General features: G+C 35.9%; 16 protein-coding genes and 1 other annotated feature. Of the genes, 13 read left to right on the top strand and 3 right to left on the bottom strand.

Annotated elements, in window-relative coordinates; translation table 11 throughout:
* The first annotated feature begins 112 nt into the window (after positions 1-112).
* Genes GSM_RS10750 through GSM_RS10725 form a run of 6 tightly spaced genes read left to right on the top strand, consistent with a single transcriptional unit; the run spans position 113 to position 5,318 of the window.
* On the top strand, positions 113-916 hold the full coding sequence (locus GSM_RS10750; protein ID WP_003691264.1) for an SDR family oxidoreductase: 804 nt from the start codon (positions 113-115) through the stop codon (positions 914-916).
* Between the two features lie 32 nt (positions 917-948).
* The gene (locus GSM_RS10745; RefSeq protein ID WP_003691262.1) at positions 949-2,814 is read left to right on the top strand and encodes a BglG family transcription antiterminator; all 1,866 of its coding nucleotides are present in this window, start codon (positions 949-951) and stop codon (positions 2,812-2,814) included.
* On the top strand, positions 2,814-3,308 hold the full coding sequence (locus GSM_RS10740; protein ID WP_003691260.1) for a transcriptional regulator GutM: 495 nt from the start codon (positions 2,814-2,816) through the stop codon (positions 3,306-3,308). The genes GSM_RS10745 and GSM_RS10740 overlap by 1 nt, the downstream gene beginning before the upstream one ends.
* 16 nt (positions 3,309-3,324) lie before the next feature.
* Entirely contained in the window at positions 3,325-3,873 is a 549-nt protein-coding gene (srlA, locus tag GSM_RS10735; RefSeq protein WP_003691258.1) for a PTS glucitol/sorbitol transporter subunit IIC, read from the top strand.
* 26 nt (positions 3,874-3,899) lie between these two features.
* Complete coding sequence (gene srlE, locus GSM_RS10730) at positions 3,900-4,913, top strand: PTS glucitol/sorbitol transporter subunit IIB (RefSeq protein ID WP_003691256.1); 1,014 nt, start codon at positions 3,900-3,902, stop codon at positions 4,911-4,913.
* A 27-nt stretch (positions 4,914-4,940) separates the two neighbouring features.
* A complete protein-coding gene (locus GSM_RS10725; protein ID WP_003691254.1) occupies positions 4,941-5,318 on the top strand; it encodes a PTS glucitol/sorbitol transporter subunit IIA in 378 nt (125 codons plus the stop codon).
* Between the two features lie 172 nt (positions 5,319-5,490).
* Here GSM_RS10725 and GSM_RS10720 read toward each other — a convergent pair whose 3' ends face one another.
* Both GSM_RS10720 and GSM_RS10715 read right to left on the bottom strand, forming a co-directional pair.
* Positions 5,491-6,582, bottom strand: coding sequence for an ABC transporter permease (locus GSM_RS10720; RefSeq protein WP_003691252.1), 1,092 nt, complete (start codon positions 6,580-6,582; stop codon positions 5,491-5,493).
* The gene (locus GSM_RS10715; protein WP_003691249.1) at positions 6,579-7,313 is read right to left on the bottom strand and encodes an ABC transporter ATP-binding protein; all 735 of its coding nucleotides are present in this window, start codon (positions 7,311-7,313) and stop codon (positions 6,579-6,581) included. Before GSM_RS10715 ends, GSM_RS10720 begins: the two co-directional genes overlap by 4 nt.
* Before the next feature lie 149 nt (positions 7,314-7,462).
* Between GSM_RS10715 and GSM_RS10710 the strand changes: the two genes are divergently transcribed.
* From GSM_RS10710 to GSM_RS10690, 5 genes are all read left to right on the top strand, one after another.
* A complete protein-coding gene (locus GSM_RS10710; protein ID WP_003691247.1) occupies positions 7,463-8,011 on the top strand; it encodes a TetR/AcrR family transcriptional regulator in 549 nt (182 codons plus the stop codon).
* A gap of 81 nt (positions 8,012-8,092) precedes the next feature.
* Positions 8,093-8,662 (top strand): GDSL-type esterase/lipase family protein, encoded by a 570-nt coding sequence (locus tag GSM_RS10705; protein WP_003691245.1) that lies wholly within the window; start codon positions 8,093-8,095, stop codon positions 8,660-8,662.
* A gap of 261 nt (positions 8,663-8,923) precedes the next feature.
* Positions 8,924-10,405 (top strand): ribosomal protection-like ABC-F family protein, encoded by a 1,482-nt coding sequence (gene abc-f / locus GSM_RS10700; protein WP_003691243.1) that lies wholly within the window; start codon positions 8,924-8,926, stop codon positions 10,403-10,405.
* Between the two features lie 118 nt (positions 10,406-10,523).
* Positions 10,524-10,838: a PadR family transcriptional regulator gene (locus GSM_RS10695; RefSeq protein ID WP_003691242.1), complete on the top strand. Its 315-nt coding sequence runs from the start codon at positions 10,524-10,526 to the stop codon at positions 10,836-10,838.
* Positions 10,839-10,849: 11 nt separating this feature from the next.
* The gene (locus GSM_RS10690; RefSeq protein ID WP_003691239.1) at positions 10,850-11,707 is read left to right on the top strand and encodes a DUF1129 domain-containing protein; all 858 of its coding nucleotides are present in this window, start codon (positions 10,850-10,852) and stop codon (positions 11,705-11,707) included.
* Between the two features lie 178 nt (positions 11,708-11,885).
* Here GSM_RS10690 and GSM_RS10685 read toward each other — a convergent pair whose 3' ends face one another.
* Entirely contained in the window at positions 11,886-12,794 is a 909-nt protein-coding gene (locus GSM_RS10685; RefSeq protein WP_003691237.1) for an L-lactate dehydrogenase, read from the bottom strand.
* Between the two features lie 140 nt (positions 12,795-12,934).
* Positions 12,935-13,167: a binding site (T-box leader), on the top strand.
* A 62-nt stretch (positions 13,168-13,229) separates the two neighbouring features.
* Between GSM_RS10685 and GSM_RS10675 the strand changes: the two genes are divergently transcribed.
* Together GSM_RS10675 and GSM_RS10670 are read left to right on the top strand one after the other, a co-directional pair.
* Positions 13,230-14,018 carry a carbon-nitrogen family hydrolase gene (locus GSM_RS10675; protein WP_034542131.1) on the top strand — a complete coding sequence of 263 codons (789 nt, stop codon included), beginning with the start codon at positions 13,230-13,232 and terminating at the stop codon, positions 14,016-14,018.
* A 36-nt stretch (positions 14,019-14,054) separates the two neighbouring features.
* Positions 14,055-15,230 carry a pyridoxal phosphate-dependent aminotransferase gene (locus GSM_RS10670; RefSeq protein WP_010078202.1) on the top strand — a complete coding sequence of 392 codons (1,176 nt, stop codon included), beginning with the start codon at positions 14,055-14,057 and terminating at the stop codon, positions 15,228-15,230.
* Positions 15,231-15,338: the final 108 nt, after the last annotated feature.

The raw sequence follows: 15,338 nt of genomic DNA, 5'->3' as shown, positions 1-15,338 counted from the left end.
AGATTAGTATACTGTTTTGAAAAAATTGTGAGAAAACATTGGATTAACAATGTATGCGCTTTCTTATAATATTAGATTTGTAATAAAGAATAAAAATTAGGAGCTGATATAAATGGGTGATTCATGGATTAATATTTCAGGTAGGGTGTACGTAGTTACAGGTGGTTCTTCTGGAATAGGAAAAACTATTGTTGAAGAGTTATTGAATAATGAAGCAGTTGTATATAATGCAGATTTGAATGAGGGAGAGTTAAAACATGAAAACTTGCATTTTGTAAAAACTGATGTAACAAATTCGGCAGCAGTTAATGAATTGGTTGAACAAATTATTGAGGAACAACATAAGATAGATGGTTTAGTTAATAATGCTGGTATTAATCTTCCACGGTTATTGGCAGACGCAAGTGTTCCACACAGTAAATACGAATTTACTGAGGGTAATTTTGAAAAAATGTTTGCGGTGAATGTTAAGAGTGTGTTCTTAGTATCACAGGCAGTAACCCATCAATTTGAAAAACAAAATTATGGAGTAATTGTCAATATGTCTTCTGAAGCAGGGCTTGAGGGTTCGCAAGGCCAAAGTGTTTATTCAGCAACTAAGGGTGCAATTAATGGGTTCACACGTTCATGGGCTAAAGAACTCGGTGAACATAATATAAGAGTTGTGGGTGTTGCCCCAGGAATCATGGAGGCAACTGGATTACGTACACTTGTGTATGAAGAAGCGTTGGCTTATACTCGCCACAAAACAGTTGAAGATATTCGTGCAGGGTACAAGAGTACTTCAACAACACCACTTGGGCGTAGTGGAAAGTTGTCCGAAGTTGCGGATACAGTTAATTATTTATTGTCAGATCGTGCAAGTTATATTACCGGTATAACAGTCAATGTTGCAGGTGGAAAAAGTCGAGGTTAAATTGAAATTTTGAAGTAGGATATGGTGAAGTAATGGATAGACAAAACTTTGAGATGTTGAACCTTTTTATCAATAATGATTCATTAACTTTGAAAGAACTACAGCTGCATTTCAATGTTTCAAGGGGAACAATTACCAAAAATATTCGAGCAATTAATGAGTATTTAGAGGGAATTGCTGAAATAAAAGTTAATCAATCAAGATTTTATCTTGTGATAGATAATTACGGAGCTATTGCTAAGTTACAAACAACTTTTTTGAAAAGAGACTTGGATTTTAATGATCCTTTAAAAAGGCAGGCTGCAGTATTAAAGCATTTATTAAAGCATTCAACTGAGTATGTTATTCTAGATGATTTAGCTGAGTCATTATCAGTTAGTCGCGGAACAATTAATAATGATATAAAGACCTTGAGGAAAAGGTTGGAAAAATATGGCGCAAAAATCGAAACAAAAACGAATCGCGGAATCCGACTAGTAGTTAAATACGATTATGTATACGCAATTGTTACAAGAAACATAGTTGGTAAATACTATGATTTTGAACTGAGTTTGGATAATTCTGCCGACTCAAGAATGATGGAACTAATAAAAGAAACAGAAACAAACCATAGTTTTGTAGCAATGGTTAAACGCAATATCTCAATAATTAATTGGCTTAAAAATTATGGAATTAGAATTAAGGATGATATTCCACATTATCACCCATTACTTGCAAAAAGCACGACAAAAGGGTTACGTCGAGAAATTGATAATTCTATGAGTAGTCCTTTAAGTAACAGCGAATGGGAATTTATTTCATATCCTTTCAGTATTAAGAAAAATACAAATAGTGATGATGGGTTGATTAAATCAGCACTGGAGAATGTTACTGCATTAATGAACATAATTTTTCCAGCAATTAAGAAGAAGCTTGATATCGAGTTGAATTTTGACAGATTGTTGGTTGAATTACGATATCATCTATTGTTTTTAATCAACCGCTCGATTTTTGATGTAAGTACAGAAGAATTTATTTCGGCAGATATGGTTAACAAGTATCCAGTATCATCTGAATTAGCACAGCTAACAATTTCTTCGTTAGAAAAGCAGCTTGATATTAACATTAGCGATCAAGAACTGGGTTATTTAACGCTCTACTTTCAAATGGCATTAGAAGAATACATGGCGTATTCGGCAAGTTACCAAGTGGCACTAGTCGAACCAATCAGCAATAGTATGAAGAAATTTATAACTGAACAATTGAAAGAGCTGTTAGATGATGATGTTCAAGTTGATGTTCTTAGTTCAGTAGATGAGTTAGAAAAAAGTTCCAAGAAATACTTATTAATCTTCTCAAATAAGTACTTCAGCATACATCATGGTATCCAGCAGGCACCTATCATCAGATTGAATACAGTATTTAACAGGGGCATTTTACGAGAAAGGTTACAAATCTCATTAGTTGATGAAGCAGTAAACAGAGGAATTTGTAATTTTGATGTGACACGCTTTTCTGGTAAAGAAACATATATGGAAAGCGTTGGAAAATTGATTGAGCAAGAAATTGTACGTGGCCAACTGACAGAAGAGTTTATGCAAGATTGGATTAGGCGAGAGAAAAAATCAAGCAGTATTTTCGGAGATGGAGTTGCTCTACCACATGTAATCGATAAGTCGGGCATAAATCGGATTTTGATCAAAGTAGGATTATTTGAGAATGCAGTTGTTTTTGATAATCAGAAAATAAAAATCGTATTCTTAGTGGCAATTCCATATAAACTTAATGCTGATTTAAGTAAGGTTTTGGCGCAGGTATACGACTTAATTAGAAGTATTACGACAAATAAAAATATTTATAGCAACTTGATGAAATATGATAATACACGAGGTATAGTTCAATTGATGGAGGCGATTTAATGCTCATATACTTTGGAATAATCCTGGTTGTAGCCTTTCTGATTCAAGGCTTGTTAGGCTTAAAGCAGATTAAAGATTTTTCAACAACTTTCCATCAACTTCGGTTGTTAGCACCAGTTGCAATTGGCAAAAATCCCAAAAAATTTCAGTCAGGAACACTCATATTGATTTCAGTTAAAGAAGATGGTTCTATCGCTGAAGCAAGGATGATGAAGGGTATTACTATTTTTGCAAAGTTCAAAGAATTGAAGAGTTTACGCGGGGAAAACATTGCAGAAGTAGCTGCCTCATTTGAACAACTTAAACAATTTGATAAATTAACGAGAGTTTGTTTTCTAGACGCATATAAAAATTATGTCAACTATAAGGCCAATAAATTAAGGCCACATGATTTTGATAGTACAGTTAAAATTTGGAGCTTGCCAATGGTTGAAAAGATAAAAGCTACCTACTACAAAGTAGTTAGTAGATTGAAAAATAAAGAAATGAATTGAAAGGGGTATAACCACTATGAAAATAATTACTGATCTTGCATCTGGCTTTATGGGCCTGTTTCAAACGGGTGGAAAAACATTTATTGGATGGATGAGTTCAATTATTCCAGTTGTCTTATTACTGTTAGTATTAATGAATGCAATTATCGCTTTTGTCGGTGACAAGAAGATGGCAAAATTGGCCAAGGCTTCTTCACGAAATCCTGTGACACGTTATTTAATATTACCATTTGTCTCGGCTTTTATGCTTGGAAATCCGATGGCTCATTCAATGGGACGTTTTTTACCAGAGTACTATAAGCCAAGTTGGTATGCATCAATTGCACAGTTTTGTCACACAAGTAACGGGGTCTTTCCACATATCAATCCCTCAGAGTATTTCATTTGGTTGGGAATTGCACAAGGAATTCAAAAATTAGGCTTAAACACAATGGACTTGGCGATTCGCTATATGTTTGTCGGATTGTTAATGAACTTTATTGGTGGCTGGGTTACAGATTTCACAACTGCTTACGTATGCAAGCAACAAGGAGTAACACTTTCTAAGAAAGTTGAATTTAATTAAATTAGAAAAAGAGAGGAGCCTGAAAAATGAAAAAAGAATTTCGTAGTATAAAAGTTGTTAAAGGACCCGGTGGTTGGGGTGGACCATTAGTAATCAAGCCAACAGCAAAGAAGAATAAGTTTATCTATGTTACAGGTGGCAACAAACCAGACATCGTGGATAAAATTGCTAAATTAACCGGAATGCAGCCAGTTGACGGTTTTAAAACGTCTATTCCTGATGAAGAAACGGCTTTAGCAATTGTCGACTGTGGCGGTACACTAAGATGCGGCATTTATCCCAAAAAAGGAATAAAAACGATTAATGTTTTACCAACTGGGAAGAGTGGACCGTTAGCACAATTCATGAATGAAAATAACTATGTTTCAAATGTTGGTGTAGAGCAAATTGAATTAGCAGAAGATGAAGATGCTGAAAAAAATACGAATGAAGTTGTGAGTGAACAATCTGAAGAAGAAACAAATCAAAAATTTGATAGTACAAAGACACTAACAGCACAAACTAAAGACCCTGGTATCCTGACTAAAATTGGAATTGGAGCAGGTAGAGTTGTTTCAACTTTCAATCAAGCAGGAAAAGATGCGGTTCAAACTGTTATTAATACTATTATTCCTTTTATGGCGTTTGTTGCACTGTTGATTGGGATTATTAATGGTTCTGGAATTGGCAAGGTTTTTGCCAAGGTTATGGAACCTTTGGCAGGCAATGTATGGGGGTTGATGATTCTAGGATTAATTTGTTCATTGCCCTTCCTCTCTCCTTTGCTTGGCCCTGGAGCAGTAATTGGACAAGTTATCGGAACATTGATTGGAGTCGAGATTGGTAAAGGTAATATTCCACCACAGTATGCTTTACCTGCTTTGTTTGCAATCAATACTCAAAATGGTTGTGATTTCATTCCAGTTGGATTAGGCTTGGCAGAGGCTGATTCAAAAACTGTTGAGGTAGGAGTACCATCTGTTTTGTATAGTCGATTCATAAACGGTGTGCCACGTGTCTTTGTTGCATGGTTAGCAAGTTTTGGCTTATATTCAAAATAGGTTTAAAAGAGAAAGGCGATTGGATAAATGATGACGACAGAAAAAAGTGTTTTTTCAACTGAAGTTTTAGAAGTGGGTACTGAGGCAGCCGAATTTTCAACAATCAAAATGGCAATCTTATTTGGTGATGAAGCCCCTTCAGCATTGAGACCTTCATGTTTTATCATTAATGTAGTTCCTGTTTCCAAACAAATTACACCTGGAATGATTCTGAAAATTAACAATCAAGAGTATGAAATAACCTCAGTGGGTACTGAGGTTCAGACCAACCTTGGGCGGCTTGGACACATAGCGTTGAGCTTTACTGGGTTAACAGAGGCAAAACTTCCAGGTACATTGTACTTAGCTGATGAAGAGTATCCAAAGATTCAGGTCGGTAGTCAGATTCAGATTCTTGAGAAGTAAGCTGAGTAAATAGTGAGAGTGAGCAGAGTAACTTCTAAAAAAGTGTTTAAAGAGAATAGTAACAAAAACAAATTTGCACCAATTCACTGAAGTAGACTAAAAATAACTTTAATGGATTGGTGTTTTTATGCCTAAGTAAAGGTACAGCGTATTGGCTGTTTAAAACGTAAAATTACACTTTGCGATAACGCTTAAGACCGATAATATTTAAGAATGTAAAAATAAATAGGAAAACTAGGAGAATTAACCAGTCGTTTGTTATAACACCCAATCCTTGGCCTTTGATCATTACAGCAGTTAGTGCATTTCCAGCATAGCTTAGCGGCAATAAGTAACTAATAAATCTGACCCAGTGAGCCATTGTATCCAGTGGAATGATACCGGAAAAAAAGACTTGTGGTACTACAATAATTGGAATGAACTGCATCATCTGAAATTCAGAGTTGGCAAAAGTTGATACGAATAGTCCAATTACAAGGGCTACTAAAGCAACTAAAATATTGGTAAGTAACACTAACAAGAGATTGCCGACTATTGCAACTTTCAGAACATAGATGGCAAATAAAACAATCAAAAGAGTTTGCAAGACTGCAAAAAGACCATAACCAGCTAGGTAACCTAAAACTAGCTGACTTCGACGAATCGGCGTTGCCAAAAGACGATCTAAAGTACCAGATGTACGTTCTCTGATAAGAGCGATGCCTGAGATTAGAAAGACAAAGAAAAAGACAAAAAAGCCAATCAGAATAGGAAAAACTTTATCGAAAAAGGTACTGTTCGAATTACCATAAAGATATAAATTCTTTATTTTTAAGTTTGATGAGGTCTGTTTTGTAGAAGTTTGGAGAGATGTTTTTTTCAGAATCAGAGATAGTTCTTTGATTTTGGATACCAGCAGTGCATTAGCAAAAATGCTCTTAACTTGTGAGCTTTTAGTGGGGTCCTCATTTTCATTTGTAATTTCAAGCTTATTTTTACTGCGTCCGACGAAGGCATCTAAATTATCGGACTGAATTTTTTTCGCACGATTGAGCGAATTTGGGTAATGATGAATAGTAACTTTGGAACTTGGAAGTGACTGAATGATTTTACTGGGAACATTATCGGCCACACCAATTTTAAGTTTTGTATCAGTACTTGAATTAAAGACTAAATTCATTAATGTCAAAATTAAAATGGGTGCCAATAGCATCAGTGCCAATGTTCTTTTATCGCGTAATATTTCCTTGGTTACTCTGATTAAAATTGCCTTAAATTGAATCATTTTGAGCTCACCTCTGCTTTCAAGAATACTTCTTCAATACTAGTTGCGTGGAACTTCTCTTTCAACTCAGATGGAGTTCCTAATGCAAAAATTTCACCGTTAATAATTAGTCCAACAAGATCGCATTTTTCTGCCTCATCCATGACATGTGTTGTTACGATAATTGCCTTTTGAGCAATCGCTAAAGTACGCAATTGAGTCCAAATATCAAGACGTAAGCTTGGATCAATTCCAACCGTTGGTTCATCCAAAATAATCAGATCAGGGTTGGCTAGCAAAGCGATGGCTAATGAAAGCCTACGCTTCATTCCACCAGAAAAATTGGCGACGATTTGATGTAATGAATCTGTTAGGTTGACTAGAGCCATGTTTTTATCAATAGTAGAGGTCAGTTCTGCTCCTGAAATGCCCATAAGATTCCCAAAAAAAGTTAGATTCTCAAGTGCAGTCAGGTTTTCATATAAGGCGTCAGTCTGGCCCATGTAGCCAATTCTTTCGAGAATTTGGCGGTTAGGCATCTTTTGCCCAAAAATAGTGGCAAGTCCTGTGTCTGCCCGTTCCATACCCAACAAACACTTTATGGTTGTTGTTTTACCGGAACCACTTGGCCCGATTAATCCTAGTATTTGTCCTTCACAAATATTTATTGTAATATTGCTAAGAACTTTTTTTGATCCAAAACTTTTAGAAATATGACTGATTGATGCGATTGTATGATTAGACTTGGCCATGAATAAGGCCTCCTTTTCTTTTAATGTACATTATGTTTATTATATTCACATCTGAAGTATAGAAGTTTTTATAAATTCTACAAGTTAAAAAACAAGATAATGGACAGATCGATAAAATTGATTTTTATTTTGTGGGAGGCAGAATCAATATGAAGGATTTAAGGTATCAAAAGACTAAAACTGCAATTTTAAGGGCGATAGAGAAATTGCTGCAAAATAAAGACTTTGAAAAGATTTCAATCAAGGATATTTGTGAAGAAGCGCAAGTAAGTCGGAGTGCATTTTATCTGCACTATACTGATAAATACGATCTGGCTAAGCAATGTCAACTTGAATTGATTGAGACGGCAAATATGCTTATCAAGGAACGTGTCATTGTTAAACGTAAAGACCTAATGTTGACAATGTTGAATTTGCTTCTAGGAAAGGAAAGGGTGATGGCGCTATTGATCTCAAGTCACGGTTCAAGCGAAATTCAGGAGAATATTCGGCAAGTGATGCGTGAAAATATGCGCAAGAATATTTTACCGCTAACGGATCTTAAGTTCGAAGGGCCAACTGAAGAACGGTATTTTCTTAGCTTTTTTAGTAATGCGTTGTTTGGCATAATTCAAGAATGGATTAATTCTGGACAAAAGGAATCACCTGAAGAAATCGTAGCACTAGTTGATAAAAATTTCTTATTTGAATTCAAATAAGAATAAATAAAGATGCAATTTCGGCTTTGTGTGTGATATGTTCATGCTAAACTTAAAGAGAAAAAAAGGAGCCAGACTTTAATGAACATTCATTTGACAGGCGATAGCCTAATAGCACGATATGAAGGTCATAAACAACCAATAATCAATGAGATACTCAAAGAATTGAAGGACAAACTTAGTATTACAAATACAGCATGCCCTGGTGATAATACCGCGGATATTCTTGCACGAATGAAAGCTGATATTCTTTCAAGCAAAAAGGCTGATAAAATTTTTATTTTAATTGGAACAAATGACTTAGCATTAAACAAACAGATTGGACTTGAACAATTCGGGCATAATCTAACGGAAATCATTAAACAATTATGTACAGTATACGAATCAAATGAGATTTATTTCATTACACCATCACCCGTTGATGAGCAAAAACAGCAATATCGTACAAACAAATTGATTCGAGAATATGCTGCGGTGATAGTGAAAGTAGCTGAAAGTATGGGATGTTACACCCTTGACTTGTATTGGCAATTCATAGAATATGGGCAGATGCCGCTCAATGAATTGTTACATGGAGTGTTAGATGATGGGCTCCATTTTGGAGAAGAAGGGTATCGAATATTGGCAGAGCTGATTGTACGGGTACTATAGTAAAAATAGATTATTGATATCAAGGATTTAAAATGATATCATTTAAATAATTATTAAACGGAAAAGAGGAGACCAATATTGCGCATCTAAATTCTTGATGAAGCTGCATGAAGACTAAGCATAGATATTTGAATGTTTTAGTGTGCAGATTTTCGAGAGAATGCAGGCGGTGTGCAGTGCTGGCCTTTTTGTGTACACTTTTATTCTCTTGAAAATAGTTCGAGTATTGAGCTTGCTTGATTGCAAGTGAGAGGTAAAAGTATGACTAAGATAGAAATAAAGAATTTGACTTTTGGATATGATTTACAAAATACATTGTTGTTTGACCATGTTGACTTAACTATCGCCAATTCTTGGAAACTTGGATTGATAGGTAGAAATGGTCGTGGAAAGACCACATTGCTTAAATTGCTGCAAGGACAATATGAATACCGGGGTAAAGTAATTAAGCAAGTAAATTTTGTCTATTTTCCACAAAGTATCAAAAATCGCGATTTAACTGTAATTGAGATTTTAAATAATCAGATGCAATTTGAGGAATGGCAAATTAGGAAAGAACTTGAATTACTGGATATTAATGAAGGTATCTTGAACTTACCGTTTGGAAAGCTCTCAGGTGGTGAACAGACCAAGGTACTCTTGGCACTTCTCTTTGTTGATAAAAATAATTTTCCGTTAATTGATGAACCAACGAATCACCTGGATATTAAATCACGCAAAGTTGTGGCCAATTATCTCAAGACAAAAAAGCAAGGGTTCATTTTGGTAAGTCATGACAGAACATTTGTCAATCAAGTAGTTGATCATATACTGGCAATTGAGCGTAAGAAGGTGGCACTTTATCATGGTGACTACCAATTATATGAGATTCAAAAGAAGTTGGCCGATAATTTGCAGCAAGAGCAAAATGAGAAAACAAGGAAAGAAATCACACGCTTGAAGCAAACATATCGTGAAAAAGAAAATTGGGCCAAAAGCAGGGAAACTGCTGGTAAAGGAAAGAACAAGAAAAAAGCAAAAATGACTTCACGTCCTGATGATACAGTTGCAAGAAATCAGATGCGAAGAGCAAAGGCAATTGAAACAAGGATGGATAAAAAGATTGAAGAGAAGGAGACGTTAATCAAGAATATCGATTATGTAGATCAATTGAATATTAATTTTGTGAAAACCCGTCATAACCCACTAGTTAAAGTACGTAATCTATCATTGTCATTTGAAAATCATAGATTATTCGAACCCATCAGCTTTGAGATAAAAGAAGGAAGACAAGTTGCAATAATTGGTGAAAATGGGACTGGAAAAACATCTCTTATAAAAAGTATTTTTGGCGGTTTTGAAGGAAATCAAACTGGCAAAATCGAAGTTGCAAATAATATTTCGGTCAGCTTTGTCAGACAAGTTTTTGACGAACAGGGGACATTAGCAGATTTTGCAAATAGAAATGGTATAAATTATCAAGACCTGCTGAATATTTTACGCAAGTTAGGAACAGATCGTGAAGTATTTTTAAACCGCATTGAAGACATGAGTTTGGGACAAAAGAAAAGAGTTGAATTTGCAAGGTCCTTATTGGTTTCTGCCGAACTTTATGTGTGGGATGAGCCACTTAATTATCTTGATATCTATAATCGTAAACAAATTGAACAACTAATTACGAAATATAGGCCGACGATGCTGATAATTGAACACGACTCGCAATTTCTAAGTAATATTGGTGCGGAAGTGATGGAATTAAGATAGTTAAAAAAAGAGTATAGAATAACAATTTTCACTACTATGCTTTACAAACTACCTCCCCTATGTTATCTTTTGTTTACGGTAGTTAGTATTACATACTAGTTAAGGAGGTTTTATTCACTTGAGTAAGACACAAATGCTAAAAGGTGTACTTGAAGGATGCGTACTGCAAGTGATTTCCAAACACGAAACCTATGGTTATCAGCTAGTCCAGGACTTACGTACAGCCGGATTTAATGACGTAATTGGCGGAACAATTTATCCAATTTTACAGAAATTAGAGAAAAAAAGGCTGATTAGTGGTGTAATGAAACCTTCGCCGGAAGGACCAAGCCGCAAGTATTTTAGCGTAACTTCAATTGGACAAGAAGAGCTAACAATATTCATGCGGGATTGGCAGGAAATAAATGAAAGTGTTAAGCAGATATTTAAATAGGGGGAGAATTGATGAGTAGCAAAGATAAACGAGTTGAAGGTATCAGAATTAAGTTGAATGAGTCAGCAAAAAAATTAAAAGGTGAAAATGCTACCTTTTTTGATGATCTCAGGGATTACTTGATTACATCCAGTATCTTTTATGATGAGCTGGATGTGACCGAACAAACTTATAATGTCTGCATTGATCTGATCGAAGCTCAGAAAAATGGGCAAACAGCACAAGAATATTTTGGTAAGAACAGTCGAAAACTTGCCGATAGCATGATTAAGAATTTTAAGCATGCAAGTTATAGAGAAATCATCGAATTAATAATGTTGCCAATTGGAATATATTGGGCGATTTCCTTTATTAGTGATTTTGCAGCAACGGGACCGCTTAAAATAAATATTTTTGAATATTTGCTAATTGCTCTGCTTTCTATTGGAGTAGTGGTAGCAGTTTTTAAAACAATTCATAAGTTCATATACCTGAATGAGAATAATCTGATTAGGAAGTCAAAGGTTATACAGTTTATTATTGGCACTATTTTCTTTGGCTGTATCATCGGTGTATTTTTAGCCATTAGCATGCTCACACCACCAATTTGGATAATTAAGTTGACCTATCCGGGTGATGTGATCTTAATGCTAACGATTATAGCTATTTTTCTTGGTTGGATTATCATTGGTAAAAAAAGAGAATTGTATTCAATCACTCCCTTTATCGTTTTAATGGCTGCAGTTGGAATTTTGCAGAGGATTCCTGTGTTGCTGGCAATTGTAGGTTCTAGCAATATTAAATTTTTAGCAGCTGGTGCAGCAATTGGTGGTTTCTTAATCAATATAATTTGGGGAAGAATTGAAATGAAGAAAATCACACGGGATTAAATTATTTTTGAATATAGTTATCAAAAAGGGATATGCCATAATGAATTTTTGGGTATATCCCTTTAATAACTGCGAATAAAAAACCTTCTTAAGAGTCAAAATTTCTTAGCTAAATTAGAACTTCTAAAAATTTGCCAGCTTAAGACACACCTGCTGTATGTTACATGCTACTGTATTTTTACTTATTTAATTTTTCTTTGATAATCTTAGCAGAATTATCTAGCTGGGCCTTTTCTTCAATCGGTAATGAAATTGAATTAACTTCGATTATTCCTTTGCGACCAACGACGGCAGGATAGCCAATATAATGTCCATATTCTTCAAGATATACGGAAGTCGGGCAAGCGAGGCGCGCATCCGACAGGACGGCTTGGGCTAATTTAATTGCACAGGTTGCGATGGCATAACAAGTATAATGTTTGCCTGAAAAGACTAACCAGCCGCCACGGCGTGCTTGTTGGTCAAATGAAGTTAAGTCAAGGCCTTTTTCTTCTGCAAGCTTAGTGATTGGATGCCCTTTGACTTCAACCGTTGACCATGCTGTGTATTGCGATTCACCATGTTCACCTAAAACATAACCGCTAACATTTTTGGGATCTTCATGAAGTGCCTGCCCAACGGCGCGCTGCATTCTAGCCGTATCCAAGAATGTCCCGGTTCCAAAGACCTGGGCCTTACTAAGACCAGTTTGCTGTTGTAATAATGTTGTGACTACATCGCAAGGATTACTGATGTTGATAAGGACACCATTGAACCCAGAGGTTTTAAGATTTGCTGCAACTTCTTCAACCGCCGCTGTATTAAAGTTAAGCTCTCCAAAGCGATCACCATCCATCTTAATGGAATCAATGTTACCAAAGGCTGTGATAACAACATCAGCATTGGATAGTGAGTCATAATCTTGTGGAATAATCTTAGTGAATGTATCTAGTCGAGCAAGCGTGTCACGCAAGTCATATTCTTCTGCGGTTGTCTTGTCATCATTAGTATCAATAATAACCAATTCATCGGCTATGCCTTTTGTAACCAAGGTATAGGCAATCGTAGCACCAACATGGCCTAAACCAATTATTCCAATTTTGCGCATCTTAAGTTCCTCCATTATTAAAAATTCGGTAAATACTGTCATTAATTTAAATTTTAAATTAGTGAATGTCAAGTAAAAAAAGATTTTAATCTTGACATAAATGTCTTTTCAGCTAGAATAACGTTGTAAACGTTAAAATGAATAACATAGTGAAGAGTAGAGTATATGTTTGCGCTTTTGAGAGAGCTTTCGGCTGGTGAAAGAGAGCAAAGTGAGACATAGAAAATGGGCTTGGAATGGTGCTGACAAAGAGTTAGCAACGGATTTGTGCACGTTATTGACACAAGCTAAAATACATATTTTTAGCAACGGAGGTGTTATCTATGAAGACAGCACGAATCAAGGTGGTAACACGATAAGACTCGTCCTTACATAAGGGGATGAGTCTTTTTTGTGAAGGAAAGACAATATGAGATAATAGAAAGTAGGGAAAATATGAAGAAATTCAAAGTAAGCCTTTTACAGTTAGATATAGTCTTTGGTGACCCAGAAACCAATTACATTAATGTTGAAAAGTATATCAAAAAAGCAGTAAGTGATAAACCGGATGTGCTTGTATTACCTGAGATGTGGAATACGGGATATGCCTTGGATAAACTAGGAGATATTGCAGATAAAGGTGGTCAACGGACAAAAAACTTTCTCTCGAATCTCGCTAAACGGTTTGCTGTCAATATTGTTGGCGGTTCAGTGGCAACTGAAGAGGCTGGAAAATACTACAATACAAGTTATATTTTTGGCCGTAAGGGTAATTTGATAAGCCAATATCAAAAGGTTCATTTATTCGGTTTGATGAATGAAGATGATTTTATCAGTGCTGGTTCGGTTCAAAATCAATTTGTATTAGATGATGTCAAAGCAGCAGGAGTGATCTGTTACGATATTCGCTTTCCAGAATGGGAACGTAAGTTGATGTCGAAAGGGCAGCAGATACTATTCGTAAGTGCCCAATGGCCTGCTAAACGCATTGAGCAATGGAGAATGCTGCTGTGTGCGCGTGCAATTGAAAATCAATCATTTGTCGTCGCAGTTAATCGTGTTGGTGAAGCACCCAAGAATAGCTTTAATGGTCATTCCTTAGTGATTGATCCGCTGGGCAAAATTCTGGCAGAAGGAACCACCGATGTCGAAGGTGTTTTCACCTGTGAATTTGATTTAGACGATTTGACTGAAGTTCGTGGAAGTATTCCGGTTTTTAAGGATCGCCGACCGGAACTATATTAATGAAGAATAATTGTTCAAAGAAGGGGAAATATTATAATGGTTTTTGAAGAATCAGAACTTTTAAAGAATTTACCAACTCAATTTTTTGCAACACTTGTAGCTAAGGTTAATGAGAAGGTTGCTGCTGGAAATGATGTAATCAATCTTGGACAGGGAAATCCAGACCAGCCGACATTCAACTATATCGTTAAAGCATTACAGGAACAAGCAACACGACCAATCAATCACAAGTACTCGCAGTTTAGAGGACTTCATGGACTCAAGGTTGCTGCAGCAAAGTTTTACAAAGACAAATACGGAGTTGATTTAGAACCTGAATCTGAAGTTGCAATCTTAGGTGGTTCAAAAATTGGTCTAGTTGAGTTACCTTGGGCACTGATGAATCCGGATGAACTATTATTACTACCGGACCCGGGTTATCCAGACTACCTATCTGGGGTAGCTTTGGGTAATGTTAAATATAAAACTTTCCCATTGAAACGTGAGAATAATTTCCTACCAGATTACCAGGATATTGATGAAGAAACAGCTAAGAAAGCAAAGTTTATTTATTTGAACTATCCAAATAACCCAACAGGAGCAGTTGCTACCAAGGAATTTTATAAAAGGACTGTTGATTTTGCTCGAAAATATAAAATAGGGATCGTGAGCGATTTTGCGTATGGTGCTCTAGGCTTTGATGGATATCATAATCCGAGTTTCTTGGAAGCTGAAGGAGCAAAAGATGTTGGTATCGAAATGTATACTTTTTCGAAAACCTTTAATATGGCAGGTTGGAGAATTGCGTTTGCAGTCGGTAATCCTTCTATGATAGAAGCAATCAACTTGATTCAAGATCATTTGTTTGTAAGTGTCTTCCCGGCTATTCAAGAAGCAGCAGTGACAGCATTATCAGATCCGCAAGAAGAGGTTGAAGTAGAGGGGCTTGTCAGCAAATATGAAGAACGACGTGATGCCTTTGTGAGCGCAGCTAAAAAAATAGGTTGGAATGCATTTGTTCCTGGGGGGACTTTCTACACTTGGATGCCAGTACCTGAAGGATATACAAGCGAGAGCTTTGCTGATTTATTGCTGGAAAAGGCAAACGTTGCAGTAGCACCAGGTAAAGGATTTGGAGTTATGGGAGATGGTTATGTACGGATTGGTTTATTAGTTGAACCCGAACGACTAATAGAGGCAGTTGAACGCATTGCAAAATTAAAACTTTTCTAAAGAAGTAAAAAGCAACGTTCATATTTTAGATGTTTAACACTATCATAATGAATTGTATACAAATTAATATAAAATGAGATATTTTCTTTTTTTCTTGATTAGGATGTG

The organism is Liquorilactobacillus mali KCTC 3596 = DSM 20444 (assembly GCF_000260415.1).
Lineage (GTDB): Bacteria > Bacillota > Bacilli > Lactobacillales > Lactobacillaceae > Liquorilactobacillus > Liquorilactobacillus mali.
This window is presented reverse-complemented; position numbering and strand designations above follow the sequence as displayed.